Origin of the sequence: Comamonas sp. CMM02, from assembly GCF_014851485.1 — a bacterium.
In the GTDB taxonomy this organism is placed as follows: Bacteria; Pseudomonadota; Gammaproteobacteria; order Burkholderiales; family Burkholderiaceae_C; genus Comamonas; species Comamonas avium.
The window spans coordinates 228,953-250,575 of record NZ_JACUZW010000005.1 but is presented as its reverse complement, the minus strand read 5'-3'; the positions used below and the strand labels follow the sequence as shown (position 1 = coordinate 250,575).

22 protein-coding genes are annotated in these 21,623 nt (G+C 56.4%); 9 read left to right on the top strand and 13 right to left on the bottom strand.

The window, feature by feature from the left end:
- The first annotated feature begins 27 nt into the window (after positions 1-27).
- Positions 28-618 carry a recombination mediator RecR gene (gene recR, locus IB213_RS16470; protein WP_191724763.1) on the top strand — a complete coding sequence of 197 codons (591 nt, stop codon included), beginning with the start codon at positions 28-30 and terminating at the stop codon, positions 616-618.
- 59 nt (positions 619-677) lie between these two features.
- Here recR and IB213_RS16465 read toward each other — a convergent pair whose 3' ends face one another.
- Positions 678-2,159: a transglycosylase SLT domain-containing protein gene (locus tag IB213_RS16465; RefSeq protein WP_192407926.1), complete on the bottom strand. Its 1,482-nt coding sequence runs from the start codon at positions 2,157-2,159 to the stop codon at positions 678-680.
- Positions 2,159-2,932: a hydroxyacylglutathione hydrolase gene (gene gloB / locus IB213_RS16460; RefSeq protein WP_191724764.1), complete on the bottom strand. Its 774-nt coding sequence runs from the start codon at positions 2,930-2,932 to the stop codon at positions 2,159-2,161. The genes IB213_RS16465 and gloB overlap by 1 nt, the downstream gene beginning before the upstream one ends.
- Here gloB and IB213_RS16455 point away from each other — a divergent pair.
- Positions 2,931-3,704, top strand: coding sequence for a class I SAM-dependent methyltransferase (locus IB213_RS16455; RefSeq protein ID WP_225561164.1), 774 nt, complete (start codon positions 2,931-2,933; stop codon positions 3,702-3,704). The two genes, gloB and IB213_RS16455, sit on opposite strands and share 2 nt — an antisense overlap.
- Complete coding sequence (gene rnhA / locus IB213_RS16450) at positions 3,701-4,150, top strand: ribonuclease HI (protein WP_191724765.1); 450 nt, start codon at positions 3,701-3,703, stop codon at positions 4,148-4,150. The genes IB213_RS16455 and rnhA overlap by 4 nt, the downstream gene beginning before the upstream one ends.
- Before the next feature lie 393 nt (positions 4,151-4,543).
- Here rnhA and IB213_RS16445 read toward each other — a convergent pair whose 3' ends face one another.
- The 8 genes from IB213_RS16445 to IB213_RS16410 all read right to left on the bottom strand — a co-directional run bounded on the left by IB213_RS16445 (position 4,544) and on the right by IB213_RS16410 (position 11,798).
- Positions 4,544-5,947, bottom strand: coding sequence for a HAMP domain-containing sensor histidine kinase (locus IB213_RS16445; RefSeq protein WP_191724766.1), 1,404 nt, complete (start codon positions 5,945-5,947; stop codon positions 4,544-4,546).
- Positions 5,931-6,623 (bottom strand): response regulator transcription factor, encoded by a 693-nt coding sequence (locus tag IB213_RS16440; protein WP_191724767.1) that lies wholly within the window; start codon positions 6,621-6,623, stop codon positions 5,931-5,933. The genes IB213_RS16445 and IB213_RS16440 overlap by 17 nt, the downstream gene beginning before the upstream one ends.
- Before the next feature lie 60 nt (positions 6,624-6,683).
- Positions 6,684-8,186, bottom strand: a complete 1,503-nt coding sequence (locus IB213_RS16435; protein ID WP_191724768.1) for a tripartite tricarboxylate transporter permease — start codon at positions 8,184-8,186, stop codon at positions 6,684-6,686.
- A 3-nt stretch (positions 8,187-8,189) separates the two neighbouring features.
- Positions 8,190-8,603, bottom strand: a complete 414-nt coding sequence (locus IB213_RS16430; RefSeq protein ID WP_192407889.1) for a tripartite tricarboxylate transporter TctB family protein — start codon at positions 8,601-8,603, stop codon at positions 8,190-8,192.
- 297 nt (positions 8,604-8,900) lie between these two features.
- Positions 8,901-9,224 (bottom strand): thioredoxin family protein, encoded by a 324-nt coding sequence (locus IB213_RS16425; protein WP_192407887.1) that lies wholly within the window; start codon positions 9,222-9,224, stop codon positions 8,901-8,903.
- A 67-nt stretch (positions 9,225-9,291) separates the two neighbouring features.
- Entirely contained in the window at positions 9,292-9,927 is a 636-nt protein-coding gene (gene mobA, locus IB213_RS16420; RefSeq protein ID WP_192407885.1) for a molybdenum cofactor guanylyltransferase MobA, read from the bottom strand.
- Between the two features lie 58 nt (positions 9,928-9,985).
- Positions 9,986-11,122, bottom strand: a complete 1,137-nt coding sequence (gene moaA, locus IB213_RS16415) for a GTP 3',8-cyclase MoaA (RefSeq protein WP_192407883.1) — start codon at positions 11,120-11,122, stop codon at positions 9,986-9,988.
- A gap of 79 nt (positions 11,123-11,201) precedes the next feature.
- Positions 11,202-11,798, bottom strand: a complete 597-nt coding sequence (locus IB213_RS16410) for a DUF2889 domain-containing protein (RefSeq protein ID WP_192407881.1) — start codon at positions 11,796-11,798, stop codon at positions 11,202-11,204.
- 277 nt (positions 11,799-12,075) lie between these two features.
- Between IB213_RS16410 and IB213_RS16405 the strand changes: the two genes are divergently transcribed.
- The 6 genes from IB213_RS16405 (at position 12,076) to IB213_RS16380 (ending at position 19,362) form a co-directional block, all read left to right on the top strand.
- A complete protein-coding gene (locus tag IB213_RS16405; RefSeq protein WP_191724774.1) occupies positions 12,076-12,603 on the top strand; it encodes a DUF962 domain-containing protein in 528 nt (175 codons plus the stop codon).
- A gap of 117 nt (positions 12,604-12,720) precedes the next feature.
- On the top strand, positions 12,721-13,251 hold the full coding sequence (ppa, locus tag IB213_RS16400; protein WP_191724775.1) for an inorganic diphosphatase: 531 nt from the start codon (positions 12,721-12,723) through the stop codon (positions 13,249-13,251).
- Between the two features lie 131 nt (positions 13,252-13,382).
- Positions 13,383-15,149 carry a methyl-accepting chemotaxis protein gene (locus IB213_RS18310; protein WP_192407879.1) on the top strand — a complete coding sequence of 589 codons (1,767 nt, stop codon included), beginning with the start codon at positions 13,383-13,385 and terminating at the stop codon, positions 15,147-15,149.
- A 221-nt stretch (positions 15,150-15,370) separates the two neighbouring features.
- Positions 15,371-17,128 carry a methyl-accepting chemotaxis protein gene (locus IB213_RS16390; RefSeq protein WP_192407877.1) on the top strand — a complete coding sequence of 586 codons (1,758 nt, stop codon included), beginning with the start codon at positions 15,371-15,373 and terminating at the stop codon, positions 17,126-17,128.
- 195 nt (positions 17,129-17,323) lie between these two features.
- Complete coding sequence (locus IB213_RS16385; protein WP_192407875.1) at positions 17,324-18,970, top strand: NAD+ synthase; 1,647 nt, start codon at positions 17,324-17,326, stop codon at positions 18,968-18,970.
- Between the two features lie 53 nt (positions 18,971-19,023).
- A complete protein-coding gene (locus IB213_RS16380) occupies positions 19,024-19,362 on the top strand; it encodes a P-II family nitrogen regulator (RefSeq protein WP_191724779.1) in 339 nt (112 codons plus the stop codon).
- A gap of 67 nt (positions 19,363-19,429) precedes the next feature.
- Here the strand turns inward: IB213_RS16380 and IB213_RS16375 are convergent, their stop codons facing one another.
- The 3 genes from IB213_RS16375 to IB213_RS16365 are packed head-to-tail and all read right to left on the bottom strand — an operon-like array spanning position 19,430 to position 21,601.
- On the bottom strand, positions 19,430-20,026 hold the full coding sequence (locus IB213_RS16375; RefSeq protein ID WP_191724780.1) for a TIGR00730 family Rossman fold protein: 597 nt from the start codon (positions 20,024-20,026) through the stop codon (positions 19,430-19,432).
- Positions 20,027-20,055: 29 nt separating this feature from the next.
- Positions 20,056-20,595: an RDD family protein gene (locus IB213_RS16370; RefSeq protein ID WP_225561163.1), complete on the bottom strand. Its 540-nt coding sequence runs from the start codon at positions 20,593-20,595 to the stop codon at positions 20,056-20,058.
- A 46-nt stretch (positions 20,596-20,641) separates the two neighbouring features.
- Positions 20,642-21,601: a DUF3106 domain-containing protein gene (locus tag IB213_RS16365; protein WP_192407871.1), complete on the bottom strand. Its 960-nt coding sequence runs from the start codon at positions 21,599-21,601 to the stop codon at positions 20,642-20,644.
- Positions 21,602-21,623 lie beyond the last annotated feature (22 nt).

The following is a 21,623-nucleotide window of genomic DNA, read 5'->3' as shown; positions in this document are numbered from 1 at the left end:
TTCCCTTTTTATTTGGGTGTTTGAAATATGTCTGACCTTCAGCCGCTGGAACCATTGATTCAGGCGCTGCGCCGCTTGCCTGGCGTAGGGGTGAAGTCCGCGCAGCGGATGGCATTTCACTTGATGCAGCGCGATCAAGAGGGCGCACGTGTGCTCTCTCGTGCCTTGGTGGAGGCGGTCGATTCGGTGCAGCACTGCACCCGCTGCAACACTTTTACGCACGAGGCGGTATGTCCGATTTGCCAGGATGCAGGCCGTGATGCAGCGCGCTTGTGTGTGGTGGAGACACCCGCCGACCTGGCCGCGATGGAGCGAACAGGTGCCTACAGTGGCTATTACTTTGTGTTGATGGGGCGCATCTCTCCCATGGATGGTGTTGGTGCGAAAGATGTGGGCTTGCCGCAATTGGTACAGCGGGCACTGGATGGCAAGGTGCAGGAAGTGATCCTGGCCACCAGCTTTACGACCGAAGGTGAAGCGACGGCCCACGCAGTCACAGAGCTTATGCAGGGGCGTCAGATTCAGGTGACACGGCTGGCCCGTGGCGTGCCTGTAGGCAGCGAGCTGGAGTATGTGGATCTGGGCACGATTGCCCATGCGCTGGTAGAGCGCAGATAAAAAACGCCCTGCAATGCAGGGCGTTTTGCTTGGGTCCATCAGCAATCAGAAATGGGCGATCAACGCTTTTTCTTGGTGGGTGTGCCACCTTTGCTTTTCTGGGCCACTTTGGCCGGTGCCGCTTTCTGAGTGCCTGCGGTGCGCACTTTCTTGGTGGGTGTGGCCTTTTTGGCGCTGGCACCTGCGGCCGAGACTCTGACTGTTTTATAGATATCCAGCGACTGGCCTGCACGCAGCTTGGACGAGATGGACATGTCGTTCCAGCGCGCCAGATTGGCAGCCGAGACACCATTGCGGCTTGCCACCTTGGCCATGGTGTCACCCTTGCGAACTTTGACGGGTGTGCGGCGCGTAACTTCGGTAATTTCGGGGGCCAGCGCCAGTTTGCCGTTGTCGGCAATGTGGGTGGCAACGTCGCTTTGGTGCTGGGATGTGCGTGGCACCATCAAGGCCGAACCTGCCTTGATCATCATGCGTGGAGGAATGCGGTTGACGCTGCGTAAATCGGCTTCGCTCATGCCCACGCGCTGGGCTGCGTTGGCGACGGTCATGGTGCTGGGGGCGATCCACACCGTCCAGCTTGCGTATTGGCCGTCGTGGTAGGCAGCCAGATTGCGCTGGAACACCTTGGCGTTGTCCCAGGGCAGCAAAATTTGAGTGACGCCGGCTGCAAAAATGGTGGGGCGGTGAAACGAGGGGTTCAGCGCCTTGAAGTCATCCAGGCGCACGTCTGCCAGGCGGGCCACCAGCTCTACGTCCACATCGCGCTTGATTTCTACGGCCTGAAAGTACGGGTGGTTTTCAATGTTGGGCAGCTCAATCTTGAATTTTTCAGGATTGGCAATGATGTTCTTGACCGCCTGCAATTTGGGGACGTAATTGCGGGTTTCGTTGGGCATGGTCAGGTCGGTATAGCTGGTGCCCATGCTCTGGCGTTCATTGCGCTTGATGGCGCGGCCCACGCTGCCTTCGCCCCAGTTGTAGGCGGCCAGGGCCAGATGCCAGTCGCCAAACATGCGGTGCAGTTTTTCCAGGTAATCCAGTGCAGCCTTGGTAGACGCCAGTACATCGCGGCGGTCATCGCGGAAAGCGTTTTGTGTCAGCTCGAAGTACGAGCCTGTTGCAGGCATAAATTGCCACATGCCTGCCGCTTTGGCGCTGGAGACGGCTTGGGGATTGAAGGCACTTTCGATGTAGGGCAGCAGCGCCAGCTCTGTGGGCATGTTGCGCTGCTCCAGCTCTTCCACGATGTGATAGAGGTATTTGCTCGAGCGCGTGGTCATGCGGTCGATGTAATCCGGGCGGCTGCCATACCACTGCTCCTGGACATCGACCAGCTCGTGCTGCAGATCGGGAATGGCAAAGCCTTTGCGGATGCGTTCCCACAGATCGTTATTCGATTCCAGCGACGTAACGTGGGACGACAGGGGACGCGCCTGGGTAATGGGTTTGAGCGGGCCATCTACGGAGTTGGACGGCGATGTCGCACAACCGGCGAGCCAAACCACGCTGAAGGCAACAAGAAGGTGGCGCAAGTTCATCAAAATGCGTTTTTCCATTCACGCAGCGCTGCAAAAACGCTGGCGGGGTTTTGGGAGATTAAGTCAGGACGAAAGCTTTGTGCGCTGTGCACAACCTCTATAACGTCGCAACGCAGAAAAGGGTTGATTGCTAATTCTTGTGCCAGCAAAGACGGTAGCGTGGGACGCTGTTGCTGGCGCAGGGTTTCGCAATGCGCGCGGTATTGGAGCAAAGCAGTGTTGCTAGGTTCCACGGTGCACGCAAATTTCAGATTACTCAGAGTGTATTCGTGGGCGCAAGCCACTCGGGTGTTGCCCGGTAAGCGTGCCAGCAGTTGCAGTGACGCGTGCATCTGCTCGGGGGTGCCTTCAAACAAACGGCCGCATCCCCCGGAAAACAGGGTGTCACCACAAAACAAAATGGGCCCACCTTCTGCGTCTGCGCTGTACCACGCAATATGGCCTGCGGTGTGACCGGGCACCTCCAGTACCTGCCATGTCAGTCCAAGAAGAGACAGTGTGGTGGATGCATCGACACGTGTGACGGGTTCAGGCAGTGTCTCAAAAGCGGGGCCATACACTGCAGCACCTGTGGCGGTGCGCAATGCGTCAACACCACCGACATGGTCAGCGTGGTGATGGGTCACTAGAATGGCCTGCAGTTGCAGACCATGGGTTTGCAAGGCCGCTTGAACGGGCGCAGCGTCGCCGGGATCGACCACCAAGGCTTGTCTGCCGTTGTGCAGCAGCCAGATGTAATTGTCAGAAAACGCAGGCAACGGCAACAGGTTCATGAAAGAGAAAACTGAAGTGCACCATCCGTGGATGGCAAAGGCTTTTGGCCGCTACCTGCTCGAGTGGGAGCAGCAGCGGTGCGACGAGGCGGTGGCGGACATTTTCGGCTATCACAGCCTGCAATTGGGATTGCCCATGCTGCAGGCATTGCGAAACAACCGAATGCCGCACCAGTGGGTATCCGCGCCCGGCTGTGATTTAAACCTTGATCGCACGGCTTGCCAAGCGCCGCAAGGTGTCCAACTGTGTTGTGCGCCCGAGGCGCTGCCGTTTTCTGAGTCCAGTCTGGACCTGCTGGTCATGCCGCACACTCTGGAGCTGTGCCAGGACCCGCATGCTGCGTTGCGTGAAGCCGTGCGGGTGCTGGTGCCTGAAGGGCGGTTGCTGCTGTTTGGGCTCAATCCCTACAGTTTATGGGGCGTACAGCATAGGCTGGAGCGCGTGCAGGCCCCGGGTCTGAATGCATGGCGGGGTCTGCCTTACTGGCGTGTGCGCGACTGGATGCAAGTGCTGGCCATGGACGTAGTGGCCGCGGACTTTGGCTGCCATGTGCCCGCAGTGGACGAGCAGGTGTGGCTGGAGCGGTGGCGCTGGATGGATAAGCTGGGCAACAAGGCATGGCCTGTTCTGGGCGGTGCATACTGCGTGCTGGCTGTGAAAAAGGTGCATGGCATGCGGCTGATGGAGCCTGCGTGGCGCAAGCACAAAGCGCCCGCACAGGCTGCCCCTGCAGCCGCTTGCCAGCAGGCGCCGCAAAGGAAAGAAATTTGAACCAGGTTGTGATTTATACGGACGGGGCCTGCAAGGGCAACCCGGGCCCCGGAGGGTGGGGGGTGCTGCTGCAAGCGGGCCCTCACATCAAAGAAATGTTTGGTGGCGAACGCGAGACGACCAACAACCGCATGGAGCTGCAAGCCGTGATTGAAGCGCTGCGGGCTTTGAAGCGGCCTTGTGATGTGACCCTGTTTCTGGACAGTGAATACGTGCGCAAAGGCATTACTGAATGGGTGCATGGCTGGAAAGCCCGCGGCTGGAAAACAGCGGCCAAGCAGCCTGTGAAGAACGCAGAGCTGTGGCAGGAGCTGGATACCCTGGTGGCCACTGCAGGGCATCGCATCGAATGGCGCTGGGTGAAGGGCCACGCTGGTGATCCGGGCAATGAGCGTGCCGACGAACTGGCGAACAAGGGCGTAGACAAAGCCCTGGGCCGCATCTAAAACAATTGGGAGCCGTTCACAGCACCCCAGCGCCGATTGTTGTCAGGGTGTGCTGCACGACTTATGCCGCCTGCGGTTTGAGGCCTCGTGGCCAGCGCAAACCTTGTGGCTGCTGGGTGATGGCTGTCGGCGCCCAAGCTGCGTGAATTTGCATAAAGCGCTGCTACAACTAGCTGATGTATAGAAAAAATAGCTACTAACGATTACTGAATAAGGACTTCAGATACTTTTGTATCTGAAGTCCTTTGTTTGTAAGCGCTAACAGCTATTAAATTAATTAAACCACCACTCGCGCAGCCCTTGGTGCGCCATTGCCCTGCCTGGTTGCACGGCTGGTACTGTCTGAGGCGTTGGGTCTCGCCGCTAGCGCCCATCATTGCTTGGGCTGAGGAATTAGTCGCTATCCACACGTGGTGTATGCGGAAGCTCCAGCACGGTCTGCAGCCCGGGCGCAGCGTTGCTCCATGAGATGCTCCCCCGGTGCAGGCGTGCAATCGCTCGCACACTGGCCAGACCAATGCCATGGCCGGGCAACTGCTGGTGGCTGCTGGCACGAAAGAAGTGCTGACCGATGCGTGCCAGCGCCTCGGCGGGCACGCCGTGGCCATGGTCGCGCAGTTGCAGTGTGACAAGGCCTTCGTGGGCCTTGAGGGTAATGTCCAGTTGCAGTGCACTGTCGCCCGCACCGTATTTGAGAAAGTTGTCCAGCACGTTGGACAGGGCGTTGGCCAGCAGGTGCGAGTCACCCATGATCCACGCATGGCGCTGCAGATCGGTATGCAGCTGGGCCTGGCGGTCTTTAAACAGGGGCTCGTAAAACTCCAGTACTTCTTGCAGCACGGTGTGCAGGTTGATGCGTTCAAAGCGCTGCTGGGCCACGCCCGATTCCACCTCGGCCAGCAGCAGCATTTTGACAAACAGGCGGCTCAGTTGCTGCAGCTCTTCTTGCGCCAGCTCCAGTTGCGCCTGACGCAAAGACTCTGGTGCATCCATGGCCGCCTGCACGTGGTGCAGGGTGCGGTTGAGCGGGGTGCGCAGGTTGTGCGCCACCATGTTGGAGACGTGGCGTATGCCGTGCACCAGTTGCTCGAGCTGCTCGAGCATGGTGTTGATGTCCTGCTCGAGCAGGCTGAACTCATCACTGCGGCGGCTTTGCGGCAGGCGAAAGTGCAGGTTGCCCTGACCTGCCTGTCGCATGGCGCGGCGCAGCTCACCTGCGCGCTGGTCCATCAGCCGGCGAAAGGCGACCGCTGCCGCCAGCGACAGCACCAGCGCCAAGGCCAGCGCCGCACCCGTGGCTTTGAGGTAGCGGTTGCGAATGTCAGTCAGCGGCAGCACATCGCTGCCCGCCAGCAAGAAAAGGTTGCCACCCAGAGCGTGCACCTGCACGCGAGCGGTCAGGCTGCGGTTTTCTTGCTCAAACAGCACGTCCTGCAGCTCGGCGCCGGGTTTGACGGTGTGCATGCTGGCGACGGCGTTGCCGGCCAACACTTTGCCGTGCACGTCTTGGAACACCAGTACCTCGCTTTGGCTGTCGATGCCGTCGCCCAGCAGCATGTCAATTTCGCGGCGCAGGCCCTCATCGCCTTGCTGGGTGTGGATGTTGAGCAGGCGCTTGCTGGTGCGCAGGGCGTAGTCATCGAGTTGCTGGCTGGCCGTGCCCACGATTTCGACGTAGTACACAGTGAAGGTGCCCGCCAAAATGCCCAGCACCAGAATGCAAAAGCACAGAGCCAAGCGAAAAGAGCTCGATTGCCAGGCGCGTGGCAACCAGCCTGATTTAGGGGGCTGGGGCATGAATGCTGTAGCCCTTGCCGCGCACGGTACGGATCAGAGAGGATGCGCCTTTTTCATCAATCTTCTGGCGCAGATGGCTGATGTGTACATCAATGATGTTGGTCTCTGGCTGAAAGTCATATTCCCAGACATTTTCCAGCACCATGCTGCGTGTGACGGTTTGGCCGGCATTTTTAATCAAATAGGCCAGCAGCTTGAATTCACGCGGATTCAGAATGATTTTCTCTTCGCCGCGATAGGCTGTATGCGTCAGTAAATCAATATGCAAATTACCAATTTGCATGGTGTGTACAGCGGGGGCATGGAGGTGATTGCTGCGGCGAATGACGGCTTCAATCCTTGCCTCTAATTCATCAATGAAAAATGGTTTGGGTAAATAGTCATCGGCTCCAGCCTTTAAACACCGAATGCGTTCATCGGTTTTTTCTAAGGCACTGACAATAATTACGGGCGTGGTATTACCCAGTGCGCGCAGTGCTTTTAAGATGTCAATGCCATCTACATCCAGGGGCAGCATGCGGTCTAAAAGCACGCAATCCCATTTTTGAGATAGCGCGGTTTTCAATCCAGCGCTGCCATCGGTAATATGGGTGAGCTGGTAATTAGACTTTTCCAGATTGCTGCTGATATATGCAGCAATACCAGAATCATCTTCAATTAATAAAATATGTTTCATTCAGAAAAATAATCCCTGGGCATGAAGTGCCGCAGGGATTATTTTAGAAAGTTATGCAGCTTATGGGATGTGTCTTCTACGTAGCGAGCGCTGCAAAAACTTGAACATCGTCCAGCTCAGCATCAGCACCGTAATGGCCAGCAGCGTAGCGCTGATGGGGCGGTCTACAAAGATGGAGGGGTCACCGCGCGAGAGCAGCAGGGCGCGGCGCAGGTTCTCTTCCACCATCGGACCCAGAATGTAGCCCAGCAGCAGGGGGGCCGCTTCAAACCGCAGCAGCATGAACAGGTAACCCACCACACCCAGCACCGCCACCATGTAAATGTCAAAGTGGTTGTTGTTGACGCTGTACACGCCGAGCGCCACAAAGACCAAAATGGCAGGGTACAGCCAGGTGAAGGGAATGCGCAGCAGCGACACCCAGATCCCGATGGTGGGAATGTTCAGCAGAACCAGCATGATGTTGCCGATGAAGAAACTCACCACCAGGCCCCAGAACATTTCAGGCTGCTCATTGATCAGCATGGGTCCGGGCTGAATGCCGTGAATGATCAGCGCACCGAGCATGATGGCCATTACCGCATCACCCGGAATGCCCAGAGACAGCGACGGCACAAACGCGGTCTGTGCAGCGGCATTGTTGGCCGACTCCGGTGCAGAAATACCTTGCACAGCGCCCTGGCCAAACTCAGCGGGGTTCTTGGCCACCTTTTTCTCAATCGCATACGCCATGAAGGCAGCAATCGACGGGCCTACGCCTGGCAGTGCCCCCAGTGCAGAACCCAGTGCCGAGCCACGCAGCATGGCCGGGTAGGAGCGGTTCATCTCTTGCTTGGTAGGGATCATGGAGCGCAAAGTCACCTTCTCGATTTTTTGCGTCTCGTCCTGACCGTGAATGCCACGCACCACTTCGGCCACGCCAAACAGGCCCATGGCCAGAGCCACCAGATTGATGCCGTCCATCAGCTCTGGAATGTCCATGGTAAAGCGTGCAGCGCCAGAGTTCACGTCGGTGCCCACCATGCCCAGCAACACACCCATGACCACCATGGCCAAGCCCTTGATGGGCGAGCCTGTGCCCATGGATGAGGCTGCCACCAGGCCCATGACCATCATGGAAAACAGCTCAGCGGGGCCGAACTTCAGGCCCACTTCGGCAATCGCTGGCGAGAACAGCACCAGCAACACCAGGCCAATCATGGCGCCAAACAGTGAGGCAATGGTGGTGATGAACAGCGCAATCCCGGCTTTGCCTTTGCGTGCCATCGGGTAGCCGTCCAGACAGGTGACGGCGGAGGCCGGTCCACCGGGCAGGTTCATCAAGATGGAGGCCGTGGAGCCCCCGTACTGGGCACCGTAGTACACCCCGGCCAGCATCACGATGGCGGCAGTGGGTGACATGTGGTACGTCATGGGCAGCAGCAGCGAGATGGCCGCCAGCGCACCAATGCCAGGCAGCACGCCCACTGCGGTGCCTAAGAACACGCCAAAAAAGCAGTACCAGAGAATGGTGGGGTCTGATGCGACCTGAAACCCCAGCAACAGGTTGTCAAATAATTCCATTTTTTACAGCGTCGGGAACAGTGAGACAGACATTTCCAAACCTGCAATAAAAATCAGGCAGGTAATAACTGCGATGGAAATGGCAATGATGCCGCGGACACCAAAATGCATGCGTTTAGGAATGCTGGCAATCAAGACCGAAATAATGGTGCTCAAAAACACACCCAGCGTATTGAGTATGAAAGCAAAGACGACCAGAGACACCGTTGCTGCCAGCAAACTGTCCCAGTGCACCTCAATGCGTTCGCCTTTTCGGAAAAAGGCGGGAATCATGATCAAAACACCCAGGATAAATAAAATCCATCCTAAAACCACCGGCATATAGCCCGGTCCCATGCGACTGGCAGTCCCAAAGTTGTAGTTGGTTCCCACAAGGGCGAAAAATAGCCCCACGATGCTGACAAAAATGCCAGCCAATATGTCTCTCAAATCTCTATTTAGCATTCCACCTCCATTGCTTAGAGGGGGTGATTGTTATTTTTGTGGATGTGGCGAACGCTTGTGATACTACGTACGAGTCTGTTTGTTAACTCAAGTTAATCTCAATTATTAAATTAAATTAACTTTTCGCCGATAACTTAGTGATTTCGTTGAATTGATTGACCTGATTTAATACCTGACTGCTGGAACCCTGCAATGGTGTACAAAAAATAATGTGCAACCCATAAAAAAAGAGGCTCTATATAGAGCCTCTGCTTTGAGGGGGAAATATGGCTAGATCGCCACAGGAAGCTGTTCTTCGACTTCCTGTATGGACTGGGGGCGTGTGGTGCGACCAATTTCCTGGCCGTTGCGCAGGACCACCAGCGTGGGCCACAGCTTGACCTTGAAGTGGCGCCCTAGCTTACGGCCGGGGCCGTCTTCGATTTTGATGTGCGTGATATCGCGCCTGTCTTGCAGGGCGCCACGCAAGACAGGCTGCGCGGCCTGGCAGTGCGGGCACCAGTCCACGCCAAATTCCACCGCCACGGTACCGGGTAAATCGGCCAGGTCTTCCGGTGCGGGGGCCGGGTCGGTGAAAGCGGTCGCAAAAGCCATGGAAGTCTCCTGTTGTTCGTGTTGGCAGTGTGTCAGTGCAGGGGGGGGCTGCAGCGGACTATGGTTGTCAATCTAAAGCCGTTTGCCCCTGCAGCACGCGCAATTCTTGCAACGTGTTGGCGTTGGCAAAGGCCTGTGCATCATCGCTGGCTTGATCAAAGCGGCACAGTGCGTGGGGGTGTTGCTGCGTCCAGGTGTCAATCTTGCTGCCGCCTTCTTGCACAAAGGTTTGCAGACTGGGCAGCAGGTTGCGGTGCAGCAATGCAAATACCGGCTGGGGGCGCACACTGACTGCGCCGTCACGGCCCGCTTGCGGGCCTGCCGCAAGAACGATGGTGGCCTGCGCATGCACTGCTGCTTGGGCCATGCGCTGGGCCAGGTCCAGAGGAAAGCAAGGGCTGTCGCAAGGCACGGTGAGCAGCCATGGTGTGCTGCAGTAAGTCAGGCCTGTCAAAAAACCGGCCAAGGGGCCGGCATAGCCCGGCAGTACATCTGCATGTACGGGGACGCCAAAGCTTTGGTAGGTATCCAGGTGGCGGTTGGCGTTCAGCATGCAGGGGCCAACCTGGGGCTGCAAGCGCTGTAAAGCGTGCAGGGCCAGTGGCTGGCCCTGGAAGGTCTGCAAGCCTTTGTCCACACCACCCATGCGGCTGCCACGGCCACCCGCCAGTACCAGGCCGGTGATGTCTTGTGAAAAAATCATGTTGCTGTGTGCCTAGGACGCTTTAAACAGGCACAAAGTATGGCGTGAGAAATTGGGCTTAACCGCCGATGTAGCTCATTTCCACACGTTTACGCCCTTGTGCCGATTCGGCGGGCAGGCTGGCGCGCAGCTCAGAGTAGCGGTCAGAGCGCTGCCCCCAGATGTGGGCAATCGCGTTGCTGATGGTTGCGTCATCTGCATCGGTGCGCAGCAATTGGCGCAAATCCCAGCCTTTGTCTGCAAACAGGCACAGGTACAGACGTCCTTCGGTTGACAGGCGTGCACGGCTGCAGTCACCGCAAAATGCCTGGGTCACGCTGCTGATGACACCGATTTCGCCCAGCGATGCATCGTGTTTGCCATCAGCACCTGCGTAGCCCCAGCGCTTGGCGGTTTCACCAGGCGAAGTCGGCTCCAGCTGTACCAGTGGCATTTCGGCGTGCAGCAGTTTGACGACATCGGCAGAGGGCAAAACTTCGTCCATGCACCAGCCATTGGTGGCACCGACGTCCATGTATTCGATAAAGCGCAGCGTCACGCCGGAGCCCCGGAAATGGCGCGCCATGGGCAGGATTTGATCGACGTTGGTGCTGCGCTTGACCACCATGTTGACCTTGATGTCAGACAGGCCCGCTTCGCGCGCAGCGTCAATGCCGTCCAGCACATCTGCCACGGGAAAATCCACATCGTTCATGCTGCGAAAGATGGCATCGTCCAGTCCATCCAGACTGACTGTGACGCGTTTGAGGCCTGCCTTTTTGAGTTGCAGGGCCTTGCGCCGCAAAAGAGATCCATTGGTGGTGAGCGTGATGTCTAGCGCATCACCTTCAGGGGTGCGCAGCGCTGCCAGCTGGGCAATCAGTCGATCCAGATCTTTGCGCAGCAGGGGCTCGCCCCCTGTCAGGCGCAACTTGCGCACACCATGGGCCGTAAAGAGGCGTGCCAGGCGGGTAATTTCTTCAAAACTGAGCAGTGCCTGGTGTGGCAGGTAAGGATAATCTTTGCTAAAGACATCCTTGGGCATGCAATACGCACAGCGGAAATTGCAGCGGTCTGTGACGCTGATGCGCAAATCGTGCAAAGGCCGCGCACGCTGATCCAGCAAGTGCCCACTAGGAGTACTTGGCAGTGTGTTTAACGGCGCTTGAAGAACTCCATACCTTTGTTCAACCAAAGGGATTATGCGATCAACCATAGGAGCGAGATTGTGCCCCAAGGCGGGCAGCAATGCTGCCTGCGGGGATTGCTAAATGGTGTGTAGCGCGGGATGGTGCTTATTTTTCTGTACTTGCAATGGCCTGCGGGGCAAGGGCTGGGCCTTTGCCATCTGGAATGTGCCAGCCAGCAAACTGCGGGTAGTACTGCATGACGGCGGGGCCATTAAAACTCCAGCCTGTACAGCGCCCCAGGTAAGCCGGGGGCTGGTCAGGGGTGGTGCTGAAGGCCGAGACAATGCTCTGGAATGTGGCTGTGGCCATGTTGTTGAGCAACTCGCGCATGTGGGTGCAGCCCGTGATGCCCGCCAAATTGGTTTCGATGGCCTTGCGCCATCCACGGGCCATGCTGCAGCCCACCATGCGCTGCATGGCATCCAGTGCCGCTGGGCAGCCTTGTACAGGGTGGGCTTGCATGGAAGCCTCAATCGCTTGTACCACCAGCTTTGTGTTGACGGTGACTCGAATCAGCATATGGTGGATGGGGTCACCGGCTTTGCGAATCCCTTCGCCATTGGGGCGTGGCAAGTCGATGGCTTTGGTATCCAGCAGCTCGGCTTCGATGTCCCACAAGCCATCTTCACGTTCAAAGCTGCGGTAATTAACTTGGCGAATGTGCTGAGGGGTGCGTGCGATAGTGGGCTGAGACAGGGGCATATGCTTTTATTTCTAGAGCTGCCAGTGCTTATCTATCCAGCACTTTGCAAGTGCAATGGCTGGCTAAATCTGACGCTGACTTGGTGGTCACGCAATTGTGATCAGGTGCGCCGCAGGTGTCAGTCGCATAAATTACGGTTTCTAGGTTTTTAATTGGCTTGGGTCTCTTGATTTATAAGCGTTGGCAGCTATTGATTTTGTATAGGGCAAGCCCTGTAGACAGGTTGTGGCTGGCGATTGACCATGCAATGGTCTTAGCTGTGCTTCGGAGGCCTTGATGAAAACTTTGGTCGATCAACTCTCTCAGTACGCGGCTTACCACCGCGACGGGCGCAACATCCTCACGCATTTTGTGGGGGTACCCATGATTTTGTTTGCCGTTGTCATCTTGCTGTCGCGCCCCGCGTGGGTGCTGGGTGACAGCGGCATGGTCATCAGCCCCGCCGTGCTGGCGGCGCTGGCTGCCTCGGTGTATTACATGTTGCTGGATACACGCTATGGCATTGCGCTGGCTGTCGTGCTGGGACTGATGCTCTCGGTGAGTGTATGGCTGGCAGCACAAAGCACAGGCCTGTGGCTGGCGTGGGGTGCTGGGCTGTTTATTGTGGGCTGGGTGATTCAGTTTGTGGGCCACTACTGGGAAGGTCGCAAACCCGCTTTTATGGACGATGTTGTGGGTTTACTGATTGGCCCGCTCTTCGTTCTGGCCGAAATGGGCTTTGTTCTGGGGTTGCGCAAAGAGGTGCAGCACGCCATTGAGCAGCGCTCAGGCCCCGTGCGCCATACCGCCAGTGCTGCCTTGTAAGCTGAGCGTTGCGCGGATATTCATGGGGTTTGAAAGAAGCGAGCAAGGGCATGGCTCTAAAATCGTCAGGTTTTCCCTCTAACGGGAATGTTCCGTTTCACAACCTGACTAACCACCATGTCCTTCGAAAAACTGACTCCTGGCAAGAACGCCCCCGAAACTTTCAATGTCGTGATCGAGATTGCCGCCAACTCCGACCCTGTGAAGTACGAAGTGGACAAAGAATCGGGCTGCGTGTTTGTGGACCGTTTCATGGGCACCGCCATGCACTACCCCGTGAACTACGGTTATGTGCCCCAGACTTTGGCGGGTGACGGTGACCCCGTGGACGTGCTTGTCATGACTCCCTTCCCATTGCCTACAGGCGTGGTCGTGCCTTGCCGTGCTATCGGCATTTTGCTGATGGAAGACGACGGTGGCGTAGACGGCAAGGTGCTGGCAGTGCCCACCAAGAAGATTTTGCCTGCCTACGACAAGATTGAAACTCTGGCCGACGTGCATGAGCTGACCCTGAACCAAATCCAGCACTTCTTCGAACACTACAAGGATCTGGAAAAGGGCAAGTGGGTGAAGATCCAAGGCTGGAAGGGCATTGATGAAGCCAAGAAGGAAATCACGGACGGCATCGCCAACTACAACAAGGCTTAAAAAAATGCTTTGGTGAAACGCTTGTTTTGCCGATTTATTTTCAAAACTCTGTAAATCTTTGTTAATGTGCAGGTCCTATCGCGGGGCCTGCATTTTTTTTGCCTGCCTCGCCAGACTTTCAGGGAGAAGAAATGTTTTTGGCGAATATGCGCATGGCTTCTAAAGTGGGCCTTGGCTTTGCGTTGGTAACTTGCCTGACACTGGCTTTAGGTTCCATTTCTCTGTGGCAGATGCGTCAGATGGATGCCAGCACACAAGCTGTTGTGCAGCATGCGATGCCCAGCGTGGTGGACGTCGGGAACCTGCGGACTTTGTGGAATCGATTGCGCCGCGCTGAGGCAGGTATTTTGAATGTGAACAGCGTGGCAGAAGTAGAAGGCTACGTTGCGCAGATTCAGAAAATTCTGGAAGAGATTCAAGCCAACGAGCGCAGCTTTGAAGCGTTGCAGCGAGATGCGCAAGAGCGACAGCTGATGGAGCACTATCAGAAATTACGCCAGCAATTTCTGGCGGAGCAACAGAATTTTCTAAAGCTGGCGCGTGACAAAGACTACAGCGTGCAGGATGGCGATCTGTTGCTGGGCGATGCAGTGACCAATTTTTATGTAGGCACCGCGGAGCCCATTTTTGTTCCGTTGGTAGAAGGGCTGGGTCAACTGGCTGCGCTCAGTCGTGCGCATGCAGATACAGCCAAACAAGATGTGACCCGCAGCTTTCAGTTTGCCGTGGTCTGGGTGCTGGCGGGAATGGTGCTCAGTGCAGTGGTAGCCGCAGTCTTGGGCTGGCTGATTGCCCGTGCCGTGACCGTGCCCGCCAAGCAGGCAGTGCGTGCTGCACGCAGTATTTCTGAAGGCGACCTTACCCAAGAAATTCCTCTGGGTGGACGCGATGAGATGGGCGGCTTGCTGCAGGAGCTGGCCACCATGCGCAATAACCTGGAGAGGGTGGTGAGCCGTGTCCGCAGCAATGCGGATGGTGTCGCCATGTCCAGTGAGCAGATTGCGATGGGCAATACGGATTTATCCAGCCGCACCGAAGAGCAGGCCAGCGCCCTGCAACAGACGGCGGCTTCGATGGAGCAAATGTCTTCTACGGTGCGCCATAACGCGGACAGCGCCTTGCAGGCCAACCAATTGGCGATCAATGCGTCAACGGTGGCTGCGCGTGGCGGCGTGGTGGTCGGGCAGGTGGTGAGCACCATGAAGGACATTGATACCAGCAGCCAAAAAATTGCAGACATTATTGGTGTGATTGACAGCATTGCCTTTCAAACCAACATCTTGGCGCTGAACGCCGCTGTGGAAGCGGCACGTGCCGGAGAGCAGGGGCGTGGTTTTGCCGTGGTGGCTGGCGAGGTCCGAGCCCTGGCAGGGCGCAGCGCTGATGCCGCCAAGGAGATCAAGCATTTGATCGGTGAGAGCGTACAGCGCGTAGCGCAGGGCACAAGCTTGGTCGCACAGGCGGGTGCAACCATGAACGAGGTGGTGACAGCCATTGGTCAAGTGTCTGATCTGGTGGGCGAAATCAGCGCAGCCAGCAAAGAGCAAAGCCAGGGAGTGGGTCAGGTCAGTGACGCTGTTGCGCAGATGGACCAGACCACGCAACAAAACGCGGCCTTGGTGGAAGAGAGCGCGGCAGCGGCCGAAGGGCTGAAGCGACAAGCCCAGGAGCTGGTTGAGGCGGTCTCAAGCTTCAAGGTCAAGCAGACCTTTGCAGCAGCACCACTGGCCCCTGCTGCTGTGCACACCAAGTTGGAAGCGGTGGTGGCACAACCTGTCCGCGCAGACAGCAGTCCTTTGTCCAAGGCCAGTGCACAGCCTAAGTTGGCAGCGCAGCAGCCACAGAAAAGCCTCAATCAGATTTCTGCAAAAGAAGAAGAAAACTGGGAAACCTTCTGACGCATTAATTTCAGCAGTACAAAAAGAAACACCCCATTCCGTCGGCATGGGGTGTTTTTTTTTGTAGGTGCGGTGATGACATGTGGCGTGTTTATTGCTTCGCCAAGCAGAAGGTAGATGATTGGTAATTTTTTGTAATTGAAAATTTAATTAGGCTGTGCTGGCAAGGTCGATTCATTGGTCTATTTGCAGTGCATTGAATGTGCTCAAGAGAGGGAGTCGTGAAAAATCTTAAAATCTCAACGCGTTTATCTGCAGCATTTACGCTGCTTGTCGCTGCGTTATTAATGATTGCCGGTGTGGCTGCCATGCAGCTTTCATCCATGCAAAAAACGCAGACACACATTACGGAAAATATTTTAGTCAGCGTGCAGTTGATCAACCGTTTGAATACTGATCTGGTCAAGGCGCGGTTGCTTGAGTTGCGGCATGTTTTTAACGATGCAGTCAGCTACAAGGAAAATATTGAAAATGAAATGAAAACTCTGCAATCCGAAATGGATGCAATAAAAAAAGAATACGTTCCACTGATTAATTCAGATAAAGAGAGAGAAACCTACGAAGAGCTGCTGGCAGAGCGCAAGGAATATGTGAAGCTCATGGAGGTTCTGTTTGTTACCTCACGATCTGGAGATGCAGAAAAAGCGCGAGAAGTTCTGGGTGGACGTTCTTTGGAGCTTTTCAATACATCATCAAAGACCCTGGCCAGCATTATTGCTATCAAGAACCAGCAATCCGCCGATGAAGTGGCTGCTGCAAAGCGTGTCTACGACCGAGCGTTGGCGATCTTGGCCATTGCCGGGGGGCTTGCAGTGGCCCTCGCGATTGCCGCGGCAATATGGATCATCCGCTCCATTCAGCGGCCTTTGCACAGTGCGATAGAGGTTGCCAACCAGGTGGCCGAAGGTGATTTGACGGCAAAGATTGATATCCGCAGCCAAGATGAACTGGGTTTGCTGCTGGCAGCATTGCAGCGCATGCAGGCAAGTTTGGTTCAAACGGTTCACAACGTCCGCACAGGGGCGGAAGGCGTGGCTTCAGCCAGTCATCAGATTGCGATGGGAAATACGGATTTATCGAGCCGTACCGAAGAGCAGGCCAGTGCATTGGAGCAAACGGCTGCATCTATGGAGGAGCTCGGTTCTACCGTGCGCCAGAATGCGGACAACGCCCGCCAAGCCAATCAACTGGCACTGAATGCATCGAGCGTTGCTTTGCAAGGTGGCGAGGTGGTTGGGCGGGTGGTCGATACCATGCGTGGTATCAACGAAAGCAGTCGAAAAATTGCCGACATCATTGGTGTGATCGACTCCATAGCGTTTCAAACCAATATCCTGGCGCTCAATGCTGCAGTGGAAGCTGCTCGAGCAGGCGAGCAAGGCAGGGGGTTTGCGGTGGTAGCCGGTGAAGTGCGTAACTTGGCGCAGCGCAGCGCTGAGGCAGCCAAAGAGATCAAGAGCCTGATTACCGATAGCGTCGAGCGTGTTGAGCAAGGCAGCATGCTGGTTGACAAAGCGGGTAGCACCATGAATGAGGTAGTCACTTCTATCCGCAGAGTGACTGACATCGTTGGAGAAATCAGTGCGGCCAGCAGTGAGCAAAGTCAGGGGGTGGCACAAGTGGGCGAAGCTGTCACTCAGATGGATCAGACCACCCAGCAAAATGCCGCTCTGGTGGAAGAGAGCGCAGCCGCGGCAGACAGCCTGCGCAAGCAGGCGCAAGATCTGGTGGACGCAGTGGCTGTATTCAAGCTCGACAGTCGAGCACAGCCCATGCCTGCTGCAAGAAAAAGCGAGCCATTGATGCGCAGTGTGCCGCAGCCCAATCGAGGCAGCCCTGAGATGTCGGTGCGCAGCGCGGCGGCCACTGCAGAAAAAACGGCGCGCAAGCCTGTGGCTCCAGCCAGGGCTGTGACCAAGCCTGTCCAGTCCGCCAGACACGATGAAGCTGCGCAGGAAGATCAGTGGGAAAGCTTCTGAATAGTGAATGTGTGCGCCAAACTCCAGCCGCGTTGCTTTGCAATGCGGCTTTTTTATATGCATGTCCGAGGCTTCTCATTACATGTGAGAAGGGCACGGCCGAGAAGGTGATAATTGACGCTTACGCGAGCTGAGCCGGTGGCATACCATTGAGCAACTGCTGATCGCGCTTAGGCCTTGTGGGCCCTTCTTTTCATGATCACATCCATTTGTATTGCACAGCTCAACTTCTTGGTGGGCGATCTGAGCGGTAACGCGCAAAAAATCATTGAAGCTGCACGAGACGCTCATGCGCAAGGCGCAAAGCTGCTGATCACGCCTGAGCTGGCGCTGTGTGGCTACGCTGCAGAAGATTTGCTGTTGCGCCCGGCGTTTCAGCAAGCCAGCGATGAAGCGCTGCAATCTATTGTGAGCGCCAGTAAAGCATGGCCGGGCATGACGCTGCTGGTGGGGCACACGCAAGCGACCGCAGGCACTTTGCACCGCCAAAACACCGCAAGCTGGATCGGCAATGGCCGCATTCAGGCCAGCTACGTCAAGCAAGCGCTTCCCAATTACGGCGTATTTGATGAGCTGCGTTATTTCACACCGCAGCACCAGCCTTGTCTGATTGAGGTGGCAGGCATCAAGATAGGTGTTTTGATTTGTGAAGATGCATGGGTGCAAGAGCCAGCGCAGGCCGCAAAGATGGCCGGTGCGCAAATGCTGGTCGTCGTGAATGCATCGCCCTATCACTTGGGCAAGCAGGCAGAGCGGCAGGCTGTTCTCGCACAGAGAGTGGCTGAAACAGGTCTGCCTGTGGTGTACGCCCACATGGTGGGCGGCCAAGATGAACTGGTGTTTGATGGCAGCAGCTTTGCGCTCAATGCGGATGGCTCAGTTGCTGCACGCGCTCCATCGTTTGAAACAGCTTTGGTGACGATTGCGCTGCAACAGCACGCTGACCGGATTCAATTGTCTGGTGATGTCGCTTTGGTGCAAAGCGGCAACGCTTATCTGTGGAGTGCCTTGGTGCTCTCAGTGCGCGATTACGTCAGAAAAAATGGTTTTCCCGGTGCATTGCTGGGTTTGTCGGGGGGGATTGACTCTGCTTTGGTGCTCGCCATTGCGGTGGATGCGCTGGGCAAAGACCGGGTGCGTACCGTCATGATGCCTTCGCCCTATACCGCTGACATCAGCTGGAAAGATGCGCAAGAAATGGCAGATCGCGTGGGTGTACGCCATGATGTGATTGATATCGCACCGCAGTTTGAGGCATTCAAGGCAGCCTTGGCAGACCAGTTCCACGGCTTGGCTGAAGACACCACAGAAGAGAACTTGCAAGCACGCATTCGTGGCACTTTGCTCATGGCGCTGTCCAACAAGTTCGGCTCCATTGTGTTAACCACGGGCAACAAGAGCGAGCTGGCGACGGGCTATTGCACCTTGTACGGTGACATGGCTGGCGGTTTTGCTGTGATCAAGGATCTATTCAAAACACGTGTATTTGAACTGGCTCTTTGGCGCAATGCCAATGACCCGTTCGGGACCGGGTTGAACCCGATTCCTGAGCGGATCATCACGCGCCCGCCAAGTGCTGAGTTAAGGCCTGACCAAAAGGATGAGGACAGCTTGCCGCCTTATTCCTTGCTGGACGACATCATTGGCAGATACATGGAAAATGACGAGTCTGTTGAGGCGATTGTGGCTGCTGGTCATGATCGTGCCAACGTCGAGCGCGTGGTTCGGCTCATTCGAATCAATGAATACAAGCGCAGGCAGGCCCCCGTGGGGCCTCGTCTGTCTCATCGCAGCTTTGGCAAAGACTGGCGCAACCCGATCACCAACGGTTTTCGGGGTTGAGAGCAAGCCATCACGCAATCGATCAAGTTTTAAATTCCACTGGAGCGTTCACCATGAAAATGATTACTGCCATCATCAAACCGTTCAAGCTCGAGGAGGTACGTGAAGCCTTGGCCGAGTGTGGCGTGACTGGTTTGACAGTGACGGAAGTCAAGGGCTTTGGCCGTCAAAAAGGCCATACCGAGCTTTACCGTGGTGCAGAGTACGTGGTGGATTTCTTGCCCAAGGTGAAAATTGAAGTGGCTGTAGCCACTGAAGATGCTGACCGATGTGTGGATGCCATCGTGACCGCAGCACGCACCGGCAAGATCGGTGATGGGAAGATCTTTGTGACCCCCGTTGAAAAGGTAGTGCGTATTCGCACGGGTGATCTGGATGACGCAGCCATTTAAGCCGGCTGTTGAGCACAAAAAAGCGATCTTTAAAGATCGCTTTTTTTTGTAGCTGAAGCGGCAGTGTTTATATGACTTCGCGCAGATTTTTGCTTTCTGGGGCCGTGCCCGCAGACTCCACCAGAAATTTCAGCAGATCTTCAGCGTTCTCACTGGTGCGAATCAAATCCATCTGCCAAGCGCCCATGAACCCGTTTTGGACCGTGGATTTCAGGAAATCGAGCATGCTGGCGTAGTAGCCATTCACATTCAGTATGCCAATGGGCTTGTCGTGATAGCCCAGCTGGCGCCAGGTCCACACTTCAAAAAGTTCTTCAAAAGTGCCAATGCCGCCCGGCAAAGCCAAAAACGCGTTGCTGCGCTCTGCCATCATGGCTTTGCGCTCATGCATGTTGGCCACGATGTGCAACTCATCACAAGCTTGATTGGCCAGTTCTTTATCCACCAATGCCTGAGGGATGACACCAACCACGCGGCCACCAGCGGCCTTGGTTGCGTCAGCCACCACCCCCATCAGACCGGTACGCCCGCCACCATAGACCAATTGACCACCATGCCGGCCAATCCAGGTGCCTACTGCGTGCGCAGCTTCGGCATAGGCCGGGAGCTCTCCAGGGCGAGAGCCGCAATAGACGCAAATGGAAAATGCAGGGCGCTGTGTCATGGCTTTGTCTTTAAATGAGGTAGCAGGGTTCAGGCTTGTGAAGTCTTCTTGGCCGGCGGTATCGAGGTGCGGGCGTCGATCAGGCGTGTGCCAGCCAATAGATCGTGCAGAAACTGGCGCTGTGGGTGAAAACGGCTCAATAGCGCCCATACGGCCACCCATCCCAGTGTGAGCACCGCCACTTCGGTCATCGGCAGGTGAAACGGCTTCACAGCAGCCAGCGGGGGAAGTAGCCATAACCATGTCAGCGCATAGCGTGCAAGCGCTCGAATGCGTGTCAAAGGGCGGCCATATTTGTCGACCACCTGGATGTGCCATGTTTTCATGGCCAGCGTTTGCCCCTTGCTCCAGAACCAGGAGAAGTAGCAGCCAAGGACTAAAAACAAGATCGCTTGCAGCGTGCTTGGAGAAAGTGGGTGGCTAAAGAGCACACCTGCACTGCCAAGCACCAGCCCGCCGACGAAGACGATCCCAAATAGCAGCAGACCCTCGTAGAGCCAGCAGGCCATTCGACGGCGCAGGCTGGGTGCAGGCAGTGAGACAGATGCGGCGGGGGCGGGTAAAGACATGCAGGCTGGTTCAGAAAACGGGAGCCTCATCGCAAAAGGCGCACTTTTATTGGGCCGGCGTGGGTGCGATGAGTGGTGGTTTGGAGAGCTCCTGCTGGCTGGCAGGGTGATGTGACTCAGGGGTGTGCGGCGCCAGTGCGGCACCGGGCTCTGTGGTGTGCGCAGGCATTGGGGGCAGAACCAGGTTGGGCGCAGCCTGAGGGGCCGAGATGGGCTGGCTCGTTACAGAGGGTTTGCGCTCAAGCGGGCTGATATGCACTGAAGGCGCCGCCTGCGGTGTCAAGACCGGAATGGTTTCTACCACTGACGGTGTTGCCACGGGGTGTGTGGTTGCCGTAGCAGGGGCGGCAACGGCGGAATGCTCGGCAGGAGGGCTGACAGGCTTGGGTGGCGGGGGTAGAGCCAGTCTGCGCTTGGATTTCTTGGCTGCCTTTGCTTTGCGCGCTTGCTCTGCCAGTCGTTTTCTTTCAGCTTCGCTGAGCGCCTGGTATTCATCCCATTTTGACTGGAGCTCTTGTGCAGACAGGCGCTTGGTGCTCTCAAAATTGATTCGGGCCTGATTGCGTTGCTGCACGCTCAGGTTGGCCCAGGTATTCATGCGGCTGACAAGTTTGTTGCGCTCTGACTCGTCCATGCTGGGGTAACGGTCAGCCAAAACCAGCCAGCGCCGCTTGGCAAGGGCGCCGATGGTGTCCCAGCGATCGCGCAAAGGCATCAGAACTTGGCGCTGTGCTTCTGTAATCTCTCGCCAGGCAGGGCCCGAGGCCGTGAGGCGAAGGTGTGAATGGGCATCCGCAGTCAAGGAGTTGCGAGCGTTTTCTCCCTCGACCGACAAGCTCGGAGGGACCGCGCTTGGCACCATGGCCACCTGGCCCATGCTCCAGACCCCCACTGCGGCAAAACCGAACAACAACACGCACGCCACGGCAATGGCGAAGATGGAAGTGCGAGGGGTTGTTGGGGTGTCAGCAGTCAGGGGCATGTATTGCCAAGTGTAAAACTGCATGGAGTCACAAAAAAGTGAAACA